General features: G+C 67.2%; 9 protein-coding genes and 1 pseudogene. 4 read left to right on the top strand and 6 right to left on the bottom strand.

What is annotated here, in order from left to right; translation table 11 throughout:
- The first annotated feature begins 8 nt into the window (after positions 1-8).
- Complete coding sequence (locus CAL26_RS10775) at positions 9-368, top strand: hypothetical protein (protein WP_094846845.1); 360 nt, start codon at positions 9-11, stop codon at positions 366-368.
- Positions 368-1,000 (top strand): AAA family ATPase, encoded by a 633-nt coding sequence (locus CAL26_RS10780; RefSeq protein ID WP_094846846.1) that lies wholly within the window; start codon positions 368-370, stop codon positions 998-1,000. The genes CAL26_RS10775 and CAL26_RS10780 overlap by 1 nt, the downstream gene beginning before the upstream one ends.
- A 48-nt stretch (positions 1,001-1,048) precedes the next feature.
- On the opposite strand, the gene CAL26_RS10785 is transcribed toward CAL26_RS10780, so the two are convergent.
- Entirely contained in the window at positions 1,049-2,002 is a 954-nt protein-coding gene (locus CAL26_RS10785; RefSeq protein ID WP_094846847.1) for a LysR family transcriptional regulator, read from the bottom strand.
- Positions 2,003-2,121: 119 nt separating this feature from the next.
- Here CAL26_RS10785 and CAL26_RS10790 point away from each other — a divergent pair, with 119 nt between their 5' ends.
- A complete protein-coding gene (locus CAL26_RS10790) occupies positions 2,122-3,606 on the top strand; it encodes a M81 family metallopeptidase (protein WP_094846848.1) in 1,485 nt (494 codons plus the stop codon).
- Positions 3,603-4,607 (top strand): Bug family tripartite tricarboxylate transporter substrate binding protein, encoded by a 1,005-nt coding sequence (locus tag CAL26_RS10795; protein ID WP_094846849.1) that lies wholly within the window; start codon positions 3,603-3,605, stop codon positions 4,605-4,607. The genes CAL26_RS10790 and CAL26_RS10795 overlap by 4 nt, the downstream gene beginning before the upstream one ends.
- Before the next feature lie 73 nt (positions 4,608-4,680).
- On the opposite strand, the gene CAL26_RS28625 is transcribed toward CAL26_RS10795, so the two are convergent.
- The 5 genes and pseudogenes from CAL26_RS28625 to CAL26_RS10815 all read right to left on the bottom strand — a co-directional run bounded on the left by CAL26_RS28625 (position 4,681) and on the right by CAL26_RS10815 (position 14,001).
- Positions 4,681-5,409 (bottom strand): ABC transporter ATP-binding protein, encoded by a 729-nt coding sequence (locus CAL26_RS28625; protein ID WP_256988339.1) that lies wholly within the window; start codon positions 5,407-5,409, stop codon positions 4,681-4,683.
- A gap of 99 nt (positions 5,410-5,508) precedes the next feature.
- Positions 5,509-6,258 (bottom strand): annotated as a pseudogene (locus CAL26_RS28630) (ABC transporter ATP-binding protein); the annotation flags it as partial.
- Positions 6,255-8,198: an ABC transporter permease gene (locus CAL26_RS10805; protein ID WP_094846851.1), complete on the bottom strand. Its 1,944-nt coding sequence runs from the start codon at positions 8,196-8,198 to the stop codon at positions 6,255-6,257. The gene CAL26_RS10805 and the pseudogene CAL26_RS28630, both read right to left, overlap by 4 nt.
- Positions 8,198-9,454: an ABC transporter substrate-binding protein gene (locus tag CAL26_RS10810; protein WP_094846852.1), complete on the bottom strand. Its 1,257-nt coding sequence runs from the start codon at positions 9,452-9,454 to the stop codon at positions 8,198-8,200. The genes CAL26_RS10805 and CAL26_RS10810 overlap by 1 nt, the downstream gene beginning before the upstream one ends.
- 140 nt (positions 9,455-9,594) lie before the next feature.
- Positions 9,595-14,001 (bottom strand): DEAD/DEAH box helicase, encoded by a 4,407-nt coding sequence (locus CAL26_RS10815; protein ID WP_094846853.1) that lies wholly within the window; start codon positions 13,999-14,001, stop codon positions 9,595-9,597.
- Positions 14,002-14,073 lie beyond the last annotated feature (72 nt).

Genomic DNA, 14,073 nt, shown 5'->3' on the forward strand with positions numbered 1-14,073 from the left:
AGCCCGCCATGGCCGCCCATTCCCGCGCCGCACAGACCTTGGATACCTTGCCGGTCACCCCCGCTTCCGCCGTTAAAAAAGACGGCTGGCGCGGCATGATGCGAACGCTGGCTTCCACCGGCAAGCTGGTGGTCACGAACCACAACCACCCGGAAGCCGTCATCCTGTCCACGGCCGAATATACCAAGCTGGTCGAGGCGGCCGCGGCGTTCGAACAGACCGCTCCCGACCCTCTGGCCGACCTGCGCCGCAAGTTCGACGAGCGGCTGGCGGCACTCGATGAACCCGATGCGGGCGACCGCCTCCGTGCGCTTATGACCGGTCCGGCCAAGCTCGACGGCAAGGTGAAAGCCGGATCCACGTATTGATGTCCAGGCCTGTTTTATATGTCCTGGCGGGCATCAACGGCGCCGGGAAGAGTTCCATCGGCGGGCATTTGTTGACTGAAGCCGGGCTTGCGTGGTTCAACCCCGACACCTTTGCGCGGGAGCTGGTGCGCCAGTCCGGTTATGAGCAGTCCGAGGCGAACATCGCCGCCTGGACCGAAGGGGTCCGGCGCCTGGACGACGCCATCGCCCGCCGTCGGACATACGCCTTCGAGACCACGCTGGGCGGCCATACCATCGTGAAGAAGCTGATTGCCGCGGCCGCCACGCATGACGTGCTGGTCTGGTTTTGCGGCTTGCGTGACGCCGAGCAGCATATCGCTCGCGTGCGGCAACGCGTGGCCCAAGGCGGCCATGACATTCCTGAAGAACGCATACGCCAACGCTGCCGCACGTCGCTGCAGAACCTGTTGGGCTTGATGCCGCATCTCGCGCTATTGAGCGTCTATGACAACAGCGTCGACGTGGCAGTAGGCGCGGCGGTGCCGGATCCCAGGCTGGTGCTGCGCATGGAGGCTGGCCGCCGTGTGTTCCCGGCCATGATCGCGGACGCACGCCACACCCCCGACTGGGCAAAGCCGCTGGTCGAGGCCGCGTTCCAGGACGACGCCTAGTCGTTCGAATCATTTTGAAGTTTCGGATGCCTACCCTGTCATTCGGCCTCAATGGCTGACTTCGCCCAGGGGTATGTCGGACATCAGTCCGCGTATCGTGTCCCGCAGCCACGCATGTGCCTGGGATGCGTCCCAACGGCGGTGCCATGACATGTTGTAGCGGACCGGCGGCGCATCGAAGTCGAATTGCACGACGTCCAAGGGAAAGGTCTGCGAGATGAACCGCGCCAATTGCAGTGGCAGCGCCAGCGCATAATCGGTCCGCATGATGACGAATGGCGCGATGCTGATGTTGGAAAGATACGATCCCAGCTTGCGCCGCAGGCCCTGCTGTTGCAGCCAGCGGTCCATGTTGTTCTTGTCGCGAATCTCGTAGCTGCTCAGCGTCACAAAGGACAATTCGCAGAACTGGTCCAGGTCGATCGGCCCGGCGCCGACGGGATGGCCGCGCCTGACAACGCAGGCGCGCCGATCCGTCGAAAGCGGAATGCGTACGACTTTCTCCATGCCCTGGGGCATTTCGCCTACTTCGACATCGACGATCAGGTCGATGCCCAGGTTGTCCAGCTCGAGCGCGGTCGGGGTTGGGCTGGGCGGTGCATTGAACATGATCTTGACCCCAGGGGCGTGCGTCGCGCACCAGGCGATCAGCGCCGGCGCGAGTACCCATTCCACCATGTTGCTGCAGGCGATGCGGAAGGTGCGGGTCGAGGCCGCGGGATCGAACACCCGGCTTTCCTCGATCGCGAAGCGCATCGACGCCAACGCCTCCCGTATGGGTTCCCGCAGGCCGAGGGCACGGTCCGTAAGCTCGAAGCTGCGGCCGTTGCTCAGGAACAGGGGGTCTCCAAAAATATGCCGCAGCTCCGCGAGTTTCCGGCTGACCCCAGGCTGCGTCATGTTCAGCAGTTCCGCGGCGCGCGTCGCGTTCCGCACCGAAGACAGGACTTCAAAGACGATCAACAGGTTCAGGTTGACTCGTCGAAGCGAAGACACGTCCATTTGGCATCGCCCCTTTCGGCATCGCCGCCATACCAGATTCGATATGCCGGCATGAGCAGTCTTTATTGGATTGTCGAAACCCGGGTACCTAACATCGAGCTCCTGAACAAGGAGTATTCATGGCGCTCAGGATATTGTCTGCACAAATTTCGCACGAGACAAACACTTTCTCCACGACTCCCACGACCTTGGAATCCTTCCGGCTCCGGACGTTCTGGCTAGGCGCCGACATTGGGCGGAACATGCGAGGAACCAAGACCGAAGTCGGGGCGCATATCGACGCCGCCGAGAAATACGGTTGGGAGCTGGTTCAACCGATCATCGCGCACGCCACGCCCGCGGGAAGGGTGACGAAAGCAACCTGGGAATTTTTCGTCAAGACCATCTGCGAGGCCGCGGAAGGCGTTGACGGCGTCCTGCTCGCCCTGCATGGCGCGATGGTGGTCGAGGAAATCGACGATGCCGAAGGGGAATTGCTTTCCATCCTGCGCAAACAGTTGGGGGACAGCGTACCCGTCGCCGTCAGCCTCGATATGCACGCCAACGTGTCCCAGCGCATGGCCGATCTGTCGAACGCCATCGTGACGTACCGCACCTATCCCCACGTCGATCACTATCCCACCGGGCTGCTCGCCGCGGAATTGCTGGACCGCATGCTCAGGACCGGAGAGAGATTCCAGGTCGCCTACCTGCAGCCCGCCACGCTGGACGGATGCGATTTCGGCCGCACCCACGCCGACGCCACGGTGATGCCGTCGTTGCTGGCGCAAGCCGACGCGATACAGGCCGCATCTCCCGATATCCAGGCGATAGCGGTTTGCGCCGGCTTTCCCTGGTCGGATATCGAGTCGGTCGGCCCTTCCGTATGCGTGACCGGTAGGGGCGGCGTGGACGCTTTGAAAGCGCTCGCGACGCCGCTCGCGGACGGCATCTGGGCGACCAGGCACATGCGCAGCGTGCGCTATGCCAGCATCGAAGAAGCGGTCGACCACGCCCGGCGCGCGCCGGAGAGTGGATCACCCTTGGTCATCGGCGACGCCACCGACAATCCGGGCCAGGGCGCGCCTGGCAACAATGTGGCATTGCTCCAAGCCTTCCTGGCCGCCGGCATCTCGGGAGTCGCCGTCGCGTGCGTCTCGGACCCGGCCGCTGTCCGCGCGTGTATCGCCGCCGGCGAGGGAAGCAGGGTGACGCTGGAGCTGGGATCGCTCTCGGGCCAGCGCCGCATGCCGCTGAAGGTAACGGGCGCCGTCACGCTGGCGAAGGACGATGCCCGCTTCGTCATCAGCGGCACCATGCGGAAGGGGCTGGAGATGTCGCTCGGACCCACCGCCGTGCTGCAGGTGGAAGGGATCACCGTGATCATCGCGACGGCGAACCTGCAGGTGATCGACCTGGAGATCCTGCGCTGCGTCGGCCTGCGGCCGGAAGGCTTCCGGGTCCTGGTCGTCAAGTCGCAGCAGCACTTCCGCAATGCGTTCACGCCCATCGCCTCGTCGGTAATGATCGTGGACGCCAAGGGCGCCGTTTCGCCCGATCTGACGCACCTTGACTACAAAAATACGCGCAGGCCGATCTGGCCGCTTGATTCATTCTCGGAATGAAAGGGGAAAAGATGCTTAAGGGTTTGCTTCGTTCCGCTCGGCAAGTCGGGGTCCTGGTATTCGCGCTGTTGGGGCTGCTTGCCACGCACTTGGCCATGGCGCAGAACTTTCCTTCCAGGCCGATCACGATCTACACCGGCTTTCCGCCGGGGGGCGGCAATGACGCCGTGGCGCGGGTCATCGGTGAGCAGCTGAGCAAAACGCTCAAGCAGTCGGTGATCGTCGACAGCAAGATAGGGGCTGGAGGAGAGATCGCCAACGCATTCGTCGGCCGGTCGGCGCCCGACGGGTATACCTTGTTCCTCGCGGGGAACGGCTCGATGTCCATCAGTCCCGTCATTCATCCGGACATACCCTACGATCCGATGAAGTTCACGCCCATCGGCATGGTGGCGACGGCTGGCGCCATCCTGGTCGCGCGGAAGGATTTCCCGTACCACACGGTGCCCGAGATCGTCCGCTACGCCAAGGCCAACCCGGGGAAACTGACGTTTGCCTCATCGGGTATCGGCGCGGCCACCCATCTTGCCGGTGAACTCTTCAACGAGATGGCGGGTATCGATATCCTGCACGTGCCCTACAAAGGGGCATCGCAGGCGGTCACCGACGTCATAGGCGGCCGGGTGGACTTCTATTACGCGGCGTCCTCGGCAACCGCGTCCATCAAATCCGGGCAGCTGCGCGCGATTGCGGTCACCAGCAAGGATCGCCTTGAGGACATGCCGGACATTCCGCCGATCGGCGAATACCTGCCGGGTTATGACTTCAATTATTGGTATGCGCTTTTTGCGCCGCCTGGCACACCGGAAGCCGTGGCGCGCGCGCTGTCCGAAGCGGTGGCGCAGGCGCTGCAAGTGAAGGCCGTGCAGCAGCAGCTTGCCGCGCTGGAGCTGCGCCCTCAGGATATGCGCGGCGCTGAGTTGCGTAACTTCGTCGCCAGTGAAATCGAGAAAACCAGGCAGATCGCCAAGGCGGCGAATATCATCAGGGCGGCGCCGTGACCGAAACTGCGCGCTGCCTTCGATGCGCCCATCCAGCGCGGTGCCGGCGTACCTGGCCGTGAGGCGTGATGTGTCATGGGTCCGTACCCGCCCGCGTATCTGCCTGGCCGGTGATCTCGCCTTTCTCCAGCACATACTCCCTGTCCGCCACCATCTCCGCGAAGCGCGCATTCTGTTCGGACAGCAGCACGCTGGCGCCTTGCTTTTTCAATTGGATGATGGCTTGCGCCATCTGTTCGACGATGACGGGGGCGACGCCTTCGGAGGGCTCGTCCAGCAGCACCAGATAGGGGTTGCCCATCAGCGTGCGGGCGACGGTCAGCATCTGCTGTTCGCCGCCGCTCATGCGGTCGCCCGCGCGGGTCCGCATGGTGCCCAGGTTGGGAAACAGGGCGTAGAGCTGGTCGGCGGTCCAACTCGGAGCCGGGTGGCCGTCGGACCATGTGCGCGCCGGCTGCCGGCCGACGTGCAGGTTTTCCTCGACGGTCAGGCCGGCGAAGACGCGCCTGTCTTCCGGTACGAACCCCAGGCCCAGGCGGGCGATCTGGTGGGGCGCCTTGCGCGAGATGTCGCGGCCCATGAATTCCACATGCCCGCGGCGCTTGTCCAGCATGCCCATGATGGCTTTCAAGGTGGTCGACTTGCCCGCGCCGTTGCGGCCCATCAGGGCGACGACCTCGCCACGGCGGACTTCCAGGTCGAGGTCGAACAGGATGTGGGCGGCGCCGTACCAGGCGTTCAGGTGCCGTACGCGCAGCAGGATTTCCGTCCGCCTTGCGGCAGGGGGCGCGACCGGTGGCAGCGACGTGCCAACGCCAGCGCCTGTTGCGGCTTCCTCGCCAATGCCCTCGCCGTCGGCATTCGACGCCGGGCCTTCATCGCGATCATGCGGAGCGACAGTCTCGAACGTCGACCCTGAGCCGAAGTAGATCCGTTGCACTTCCGGGTCCGCGCGCACCGCCGCCGCGCTGCCTTGGGCGATGATCTTCCCGCGCCCCAGCACGATGACCCGGTCCGCGTGGGCGAACACCACGTCCATGCTGTGTTCGGTGAACAGCACCGCCATTCCGCGTTCGACGACCAGCCGCCGGGTCAAGGACATGAGCGCGTTGCGTTCGCCACCGGCCATGCCGGCGGTGGGCTCGTCCATCAGCAGCATCTTGGGCGCGTTCGCCAGGGCCATCGCGAGCTCGACGCGCTTGACGTCGCCATAGGCCAGTTCGCTGCAGGGGCGGTCGGCCTGGTCGGCCATGCCCACCTGGTCCAGCAGCGCCAGCGCCTCGGACCGGTAACGCGCCGCCGCCGGCTGCCATGCCGAATAGACCTGCCCGTGATACGACAGCAGCGTCATCTGCACGTTTTCGACGACGGACAGGGATGCGAAGGTCTCTGCGATCTGGAAGGTGCGGCCCACGCCCAGCCGCCAGATATCGCGTGGATGCAGGCCGGTCAGGTCCTTGCCATCCAGGATGACCGATCCCCCGGTGGGCGCGAGCTGCCCGCCGACCATGTTGAAGGTGGTGGACTTGCCGGCGCCGTTCGGGCCGATCAGGGCCACCAGTTCGCCCGGTGCGACGTCGAAATCGATGCCGTCGACCGCGGCGACGCCACCGAAATGCTTGCTCAGCGCGCGTACCCGCAGCAGGCTCATGCGGAGCTCCCGTAGGAGCCCGTATCCGCCGCACGATCGGCCGCGCGGCGCCCGCGCAGCCGGTCGCCGACGACGCGGAGGTATCCGGCGATACCTTGCGGGAAGGCCAGGACCAGCAACAGGATCACGCCGCCGAGCAGGGCGCGCCAGTAGTCGGTCGCGCGCATGACGTTGTCCTGCAGCCAGGTGTAGGCGGTGGCGCCGACGATGGGACCGGCCAGCGTCTGGATGCCGCCCAGCAGCACCATGACCAGGCCATCCACGGATTTGCCGACCGACATGACGTCCGGCGCGATGCTGCCTTTGGAGAAGGCGTACAGGGCGCCTGCCAGTCCGGCGAAGAGGCCGGCGACGACAAAGGCCGCCCACTGCACGCGCCGCACGTCCAGGCCGATGGCGTCGCTGCGCAACACCGAGTCGCGGCCGGCGCGCATGGCATAGCCGAAAGGCGAGTACAGCACCCGTCGCAGCAGCAGGACGCCGATGACGGTCAATGCCAGCGTCAGGTAGTAGTAGGCGTAGCCGGCCGATAGCCACGGCGCCGGCCACAGGCCGGTGATGCCGTTCGAGCCGCCGGTCTGCCCATCCCACTGGAAGACCACCGACCACACGATCTGGGAGAACGCCAGGGTCAGCATGGCCAGGTAGACGCCCGACAGGCGCACGCAGAACCACCCGAAAACCAGCGCGCCCACCGCCGCGACCAGCGGCGCGCCCAGCAGGGCGGCCTCCATCGGCAGCGAGGCGCTTTTCAGGAGCAGGGCGGCGCCATAGGCGCCCAGCCCGAAATAGGCGGCATGGCCGAAGGAGTGCATGCCGGCCGGACCCATGATGAAGTGCAGGCTGGCGGCGAACAGCACTGCCGTCAGGATGTCGGTCAGCAGCACGGTCGCATAGGGGAAGCGGTCGCCCAGCAGGGGCGTCAGGATCAGCAGCGCCAGGATGCCGGCCGCGAACCAGCGCAGGCCGCGCGACGACGGGCGCAGGGGCGCTTCGATCGGCGCCGCGCCGCGCGCCAGCACGGCGGGGCGTCCGAGCAGGCCCCAGGGCCGCACCGCCAGGACGATCGCCATGACCAGGAATTCGGCCACCAGCGTCAGGGGCGCCAGGGAAACTTCCATGCCGGCGATGCTGAACGAGCCGATGGCGATGCACAGCGCCTTGATTTCCGCGATGAGCAGCGCGGCGACATACGCGCCGGGTATCGAGCCCATGCCGCCGACGACGACGACGACGAAGGCGTCGCCGATGATGCGCAGGTCCAGCCCCAGGCTGGCGGGCTCGCGCGGCAATTGCACCGCGCCGCCCAGGCCCGCCAGGGCGGCGCCCAGCGCGAATACGCCGGTGAAAAGCCAGGCCTGGTTGACGCCCAGGGCGCCGAGCATTTCCCTGTCCTGCGTGGCGGCGCGCACCAGCGTGCCCCAGCGCGTGCGCGTCAGCAGCAGCCAGAGCAGGCCCAGCACGATCGGGCCGAGGGCGATCAGGACCAGGCTGTATGCCGGAAACTGCCGGCCCAGGATGGAGACGGCGCCGCCCAGCCCCGGCGCGCGCCGGCCCAGCAGGTCTTCCGGGCCCCAGATGGCCAGGACCGCGTCGTTGATCACCAGCACCAGCGCGAACGTGGCCAGCAGCTGGAACAGCTCGGGCGCGCGGTAGATGCGGCGCAGCAGCGCGCTCTCGACGAGCGCGCCAAGGATGCCGATGACGGCGGCCGCCAGCACCACGCTGCCCCAGAAGCCCAACGCCGTCGCGCCGTATCGTTCGGTCAGGCTGTACGCGACGTACAGGCCCACCATATACAGCGAACCGTGGGCGAAGTTGACGATGCGCGTTACGCCGAAGATAAGCGACAGGCCCGCGGCGACCAGGAACAGCGTGGATGCTTCGGCCAGGCCGTTCAGCAGCTGGACGATCAGCGCATTCAGGCTCAGGCCGGTCATCAATTCGCCGGACGCAGCTTCTTCACTTCCTCGTCCGAGGGCAGGAAATTCGCGCCGTTCATGTATTGGTAATCGACCATGACGCCCTTGCCATCCTTTTGCGCCAGCTTGCCGACGTAGGCGCCCATGGTGGATTGATGGTCGATGGCGCGGTATTCGATGGGGCCGAAGGGCGTGCCGACCTTCAAGCCTTCGAAGGCGGCGATGAGTTTTTCGGTGTCGGCGCCGCCGGCTTTCTTCATGCCCGCGGCCATCGACATGACCGAGCTGTAGCCGATGATGGACCCCAGGCGCGGGTAGTCCTTGTAGCGGTCCTGGTAGGCCTTCAGGAAAGCCGTGTGTTCAGGGGTCTGGATGGAGTACCAGGGATAACCGGTGACGATCCAGCCGTTGGGAGTTTCGTCCTTCAAGGGATCCAGGTATTCCGGTTCGCCGCTCAGCAGGCTGACCACGGGCGTGCCGGGAAACAGGCCGCGGGTGTTGCCTTCGCGGACCAGCTTGGCGACGTCGGCGGCGAACAGGACGTTGAAGATGGCGTCCGGCTTGGCATCGGCCAGGGCTTGCACGACGCTGCCGGCATCGACCTTGCCCAGCGGGGTCGCCTGCTCGGCGACGAATTGGACGTCGGGCTGGGCCTTTTTCATCAAGGCCTTGAAGGTGGCGGCAGCCGATTGGCCGTATTCGTAGTTGGGGTAGACGATGGCCCAGCGCTTTTTGTTCAGCCTGGCGGCTTCGGGCACCAGCATGGCGGTCTGCATATAGGTGGAGACGCGCAGGCGGAAGGTGTAGCGGTTGCCGTCCTGCCAGACGATCTTGTCGGTCAGCGGCTCGCTGGCCAGGAAGAACACTTTCTTCTGCTTGGCGAAATCGGTCAGGGCAAGGCCGATGTTGGACAGGAAGGAACCCATCAGCACGTCGACGCGCTCGCGCGACAGCAGTTCTTCGGCGGCGCGTACGGCGTCGCCGGGGTTGGCGTTGTCGTCGCGCGTGATCAGCTCCAGCTTTTTGCCGCCGATGCCGCCGGCGGCGTTGACCTGCTCGACGGCCAGCTCCATGCCCTTGCGGTACGGGTCCAGAAACGCCGGTTGCGATTTATAGCTGTTGATCTCGCCGATCTTGATCGTGGTTTGCGCGGCGGCGGGGGACGAGAACCCCAGTGAAATGCAGGCAAGAGCGAAACCGACGAAGGCGGACGCGGCGCCGCGTGCCAGGCGATCGGCGGCGTCCCGCTGCCGCGCGGCTATTTCAATGTTCATAATTTCCCCAGGTTGCAATACAGATCGATGTCGGGCAGTAAAACGACGTAGCCGACAATATAAATTGCTTTTGGGTGCTGGCGTGGCGATTTGAGAAGTATCAAAATCGATGAGAATTGCTGATACCTCAGCCTGGGCGGTCAGGCTTCTTCCGCTTCGGCGCTGTACGTTTCTCCGGCGATCAGCACGCGCAGCAATCGCTCGCGCTCGGGACCTTGCAGTGCGGGGTCGCAGACGGGCTTGCGGGCGATCCAGCTGGCGACCGGGAGGCCGTCGCGGAACAGGATGCGGTTGCCGGCCAGGGCCGGTACTTTTTCTCCGGGCAGCAGCGTGCCGCAGAGGTTCAGCGGGTCGATCGCCGAGATGCGTACCAGGGCGCCTTCCGGCGGCCGGCGGCGTACCTGGCGCAGCAGGGGAATGGCTTCCGGCAGGGCGAATTGTTCGCCCGCGAGGCCGTCGACGAAGCGGCCGCCGCGGATGTCGCCGCGGGCTTCCATGCGGTGCAGGACCGGCAGCCATTCCCGCCAGGGCGGCAGCCAGTCGGCTTCGCGGTCCAGCAGGCGCCAGAACACCACGCCGTAGCGGCGCAGCAGGACGCGGGCGATGTGTTCCAGCGTCTCCGGCGGTATGGTGGGGCGGCGGGCCGCCGTGGCCGCCGCCGCTGCGCCCGGGCGGCGCACCGGGGCCCAGCGGCCGGCGGCCTCCAGCGGATCGGGCATGGCGCCGCGGCGCCGGCGCGCGGCGTGGGCGGTGCGGCGGGATGCCGGCAGCAGCAGGGCGCGCAGGCCGGCGTAGCTGTCGGCCGCGATCAGCCCCGCCGCGACGAGTTCGCCCAGGACCTCTTCCAGCTGGCCGGGCAGCAGCCGCGTTTCCGCCAGCAGTTCGTCGAAGAACATGGCGCCGCCGTCCAGCAGGGCGGAGAACGCCAGCCGCGCGCGCGGCGTGATGTCGATGTCCTCGTCCAGGTGGGGCAGGGCCTGCCACAGGCGCAGATGGCGCCGGGGCAGGATCACCATGGGCGTCGCGCGCACCGGCCCGGCGCCCGGGCGGCTGCCGGCGGCGCGCGCCGGATGGGACAGGCGGGTCCAGGCGATCTTGCCGGCGCGGGACAGTTCGTCCAGCCAGTCCGGCGCGTAGTCGGCGATGCGGGCGGAAAGCAGTTCGCTTTCCCAGGCGCCGGCGGGCGCTTCGTAGCCTTCCAGCTGGTCCAGGATGGTGGGCAGCGCGTGCGGGCCGCTCAGGCGCGCGTCGCTCGAGACGTGTTGCCAATCGAACAGGAAACGCATGTAGTCCTGCCGGGAAACCGGCTCCACTTCGCTGCGCAGGCGTTTGATGGTGTGGCGGTGGATGCGGGCCAGCAGATGCCGCTCGCACCATTCCTCGGTGGCGGCGCCGGGAGTGAAGCGGCCGCGCATGATGCTGCCTTCGGCTTCCAGCTGGGCCAGCGCGATGGCCAAGGTGGAGGGTGGAAAGCGCAGCAGCGTGGCGAGCGCGTCCGTGGCGATCGGCCCGCTGGCGCCAAGGCGCGCCCGCGCGATCTCCACCCGGGCCTTCTCGGGGTCCCAGGCGCTGTCTTCCGGCAAGGGCGACAGGGCGGGTTCGGTATCCGATTCCGGATAGGCCGCGAGCAGGGCGCCCAGGCGCTCCAGCGCCACCCAGAAAGTCGTGCGCGCGTCGCCGGGTGACGGGAGCCGAAGCCGGCAGGCGCGGCCGGTTTCGGCCAGGGCTTGCAGCCATGTGTTCCACGACGGGCGCGTATCCGCTTCATTCGTCGTGACGAAGGCCAGTTCGTTCAGCGTCTCGTGCATTTCGTCGGCGTCGCGCGGCTCCGGCCAGGCTTCCGCCCGCACGCGTTCGATGGCGTCGGCGTCCAGCGCGCCCAGGTCGTCCGCGCCGGCGGGGTCGCTCCAGCGGCGCGCCATGACGGCATGCGCGCGGCGTTCTTCCAGCGGCGCGTCGTCCAGGAACGCATAAGGCTTCGCGCTGAGTATCTCCATCGCCAGCGGCGACGGTGCCGGCAGATCGCGCGCCAGCAGCCGGCATTCGCCCTGTTCGATGCGCCGCAGGATGGCAAGCCACCGTTCGGTGTCCATCGCTTCGTGCAGGCAATCGTCCAGCGCCTGGGCGACCAGCGGATGGTCCGGGATCTCGCGCTCGCCCTGGACGTTCTCCAGGCAGGCGGCCTGGTCCGGAAAAACCGATGCGAGCAGATCGTCGCTGCGCATGCGCTGGATGGGAGGCGCCACCTTGCGGCCGCCGGAAAACCGCGGCAGTGCCAGCGCGAAGCCTGCCGTCCAGCGCCATCGCACGTTGAACAAAGGGGCATCCAGCAAGGCCTGGATCAGCACATCTTCCGCCGTGGCCGCGCGCAGATAGGCCCAGACCTCGTCGAGCGGAAAGCTGTGCGCGTCCGACAGCGACAGCACGATGGCGTCTTCCGTGGCGGCGGCCTGCAATTCGAAATTGAAGCGTCGGCAGAAGCGCTTGCGCAGCGCCAGGCCCCAGGCGCGGTTCACGCGGCTGCCGAAGGGCGCGTGCAGCACCAGTTGCATGCCGCCGGATTCGTCGAAGAAGCGTTCCAGGATCAGGGTGTCCTGCGTGGGCAGTTCGCCCAGCGAGGCGCGCGCCCGGGCCAGGTAGTCGACGATCTGCCGCGCGGACGCGAGGTCGATGCCGATTTCTTCGGTCAGTGCGTCGGCGGCATGCTGCAAGACCGCGCTGCCCGCATCCGCCGCGGCACCGGCGGCGCCGCCGCCATCCAGCAGGGCGTCGACCCGCGCCCGCAGGCGCGCGACGCCGACGGACAGCTCGTCGCTGCGGCCGGGCGCTTCTCCCATCCAGAACGGAATATTCGGCGGCACGCCCTGCGCGTCTTCCACGCGCACCCGCCCGGTCTCCACGCGCACGATGCGATAGGACGTGTTTCCCAGCTGGAACACATCTCCAGCCAGGCTTTCGACGGCGAAGTCCTCGTTCACCGTGCCGATGTTCAGGCCCTGCGGTTCCAGCACCACCGCGTAATCGGCGTTCTCCGGTATGGCGCCGCCGGACGTCACCGCCGTCAGCTGGCTGCCGCGCCTGCCGCGCACCGTGCGCGCGACGGCATCGCGATGCAGATAGGTGGCGCGCTGGCCGTTGCGGCCCAGGTGTCCGGCGGTCAGCATGCGCAGTACGGCATCGAAGCGCGCGCGCGGCAGCTCCGCATAAGGCGCCGCCTGGCGCACCATGTCGTACAACGCGTCTTCCTGCCATTCGCGGCACGACACGTCCGCCACGATCTGCTGCGCCAGCACGTCCAAGGGTGCGCGCGGAATGCGCAGCAGGTCCAGCTCGCCGCGCCGCACGCAATCCAGCAGCGCCGCGCATTCGATCAGATCGTCGCGCGAGGTCGGAAACAGCCGGCCCTTGGGGATCCCGCCCACATGGTGCCCCGCGCGGCCCACGCGCTGAAGCAGCGCCGAAATGCCGCGCGGCGAGCCGACCTGGCAGACCAGATCGACGTCGCCGATATCGATGCCCAGCTCCAGCGATGCCGTCGCCACCAGTACCTGCAGCTGGCCGCGCTTCAAGCGTTGTTCGGCATGCAGGCGGTGCTCCTTCGACAAGCTGCCGTGGTGCGCGGCGACGGCATCGGCGCCCAGGCGTTCGGCCAGGTGGCGCGCCGCGCGCTCCGCCGTGCGGCGCGTGTTCACGAACACCAGCGTCGTGCGGTGCGCGGTTGCCAGCGCCGCCATGCGGTCGTACAGCAAGTCCCACACGTCGGTGGCCATGACGGCTTCCAAGGGCACGGGCGGCAGCTCGATCGCCAGGTCGCGCTGCCGCGTATGGCCGACGTCGACGATGGCGCAGTCCGGCGCGCGCACGGCGCCGGCCAGGAAACGCGCAACGGCGTCCAAGGGTTTCTGCGTGGCGGACAGACCGATGCGCGCCGGCGGCGCGGCGCAAAGCGCGTCCAGCCGCGCCAGGCTGAGCGCCAGATGGCTGCCCCGCTTGGTACCCGCGACCGCGTGGATTTCGTCGACGATCACCGTGCGCGTCGTGGCCAGCATCGCCCGCCCGCTCGTGGAGGTCAGCAGCACATATAGCGATTCCGGCGTCGTGACGATGATGTGCGGCGGCCGCTTGCGCATGGCCGCGCGATCCTGCTGCGTGGTGTCGCCGGTGCGCACCGCCGTCCGTATGCCGTGCTCCGGCAGGCCCATCCGCAGCAAGGCCTGGCCGATGCCGGCCAGCGGCGCTTCCAGATTGACCTGGATGTCGTTGGACAAGGCCTTCAGCGGGGAGACGTAGACCACCGCGGTTTCGTCGGGCAGCGTGCCGCCGGCCGCGATGCTGTCGCGCACCAGTTCGTCGATGGCGGCCAGGAATGCGGTCAGGGTCTTGCCCGAACCGGTCGGCGCCGCGATCAGCACGGGGCGGCGCTCACGGATGAGCGGCCACGCGGCTTCCTGCGCCGGGGTGGGCGATGGGAAAGCCTGTCGGAACCAGGTGGCAACGGCGGGGTGAAAGGCGTCCAGCGCAAGGGCGCCGGCGCGGACGGCGGTCATGGCTACTTATATCGGGGCACAAAACCGGAAGTCAACCGCGACGGGAAGCCAACCACGGCGACCCGGCCGGCG

It is taken from the genome of Bordetella genomosp. 9 (genome assembly GCF_002261425.1).
Taxonomy (GTDB): Bacteria; Pseudomonadota; Gammaproteobacteria; order Burkholderiales; family Burkholderiaceae_B; genus Bordetella_C.

Coding starts and splice junctions, on each gene's coding strand:
- CAL26_RS10785 (WP_094846847.1), bottom strand. CDS start 2,002: ATGGACGTGTCTTCGCTTCGACGAGTCAACCTGAACCTGTTGATCGTC.
- CAL26_RS10790 (WP_094846848.1), top strand. CDS start 2,122: ATGGCGCTCAGGATATTGTCTGCACAAATTTCGCACGAGACAAACACT.
- CAL26_RS10795 (WP_094846849.1), top strand. CDS start 3,603: ATGAAAGGGGAAAAGATGCTTAAGGGTTTGCTTCGTTCCGCTCGGCAA.
- CAL26_RS10815 (WP_094846853.1), bottom strand. CDS start 14,001: ATGACCGCCGTCCGCGCCGGCGCCCTTGCGCTGGACGCCTTTCACCCC.
- CAL26_RS10810 (WP_094846852.1), bottom strand. CDS start 9,454: ATGAACATTGAAATAGCCGCGCGGCAGCGGGACGCCGCCGATCGCCTG.
- CAL26_RS10780 (WP_094846846.1), top strand. CDS start 368: ATGTCCAGGCCTGTTTTATATGTCCTGGCGGGCATCAACGGCGCCGGG.
- CAL26_RS10775 (WP_094846845.1), top strand. CDS start 9: ATGGCCGCCCATTCCCGCGCCGCACAGACCTTGGATACCTTGCCGGTC.
- CAL26_RS10805 (WP_094846851.1), bottom strand. CDS start 8,198: ATGACCGGCCTGAGCCTGAATGCGCTGATCGTCCAGCTGCTGAACGGC.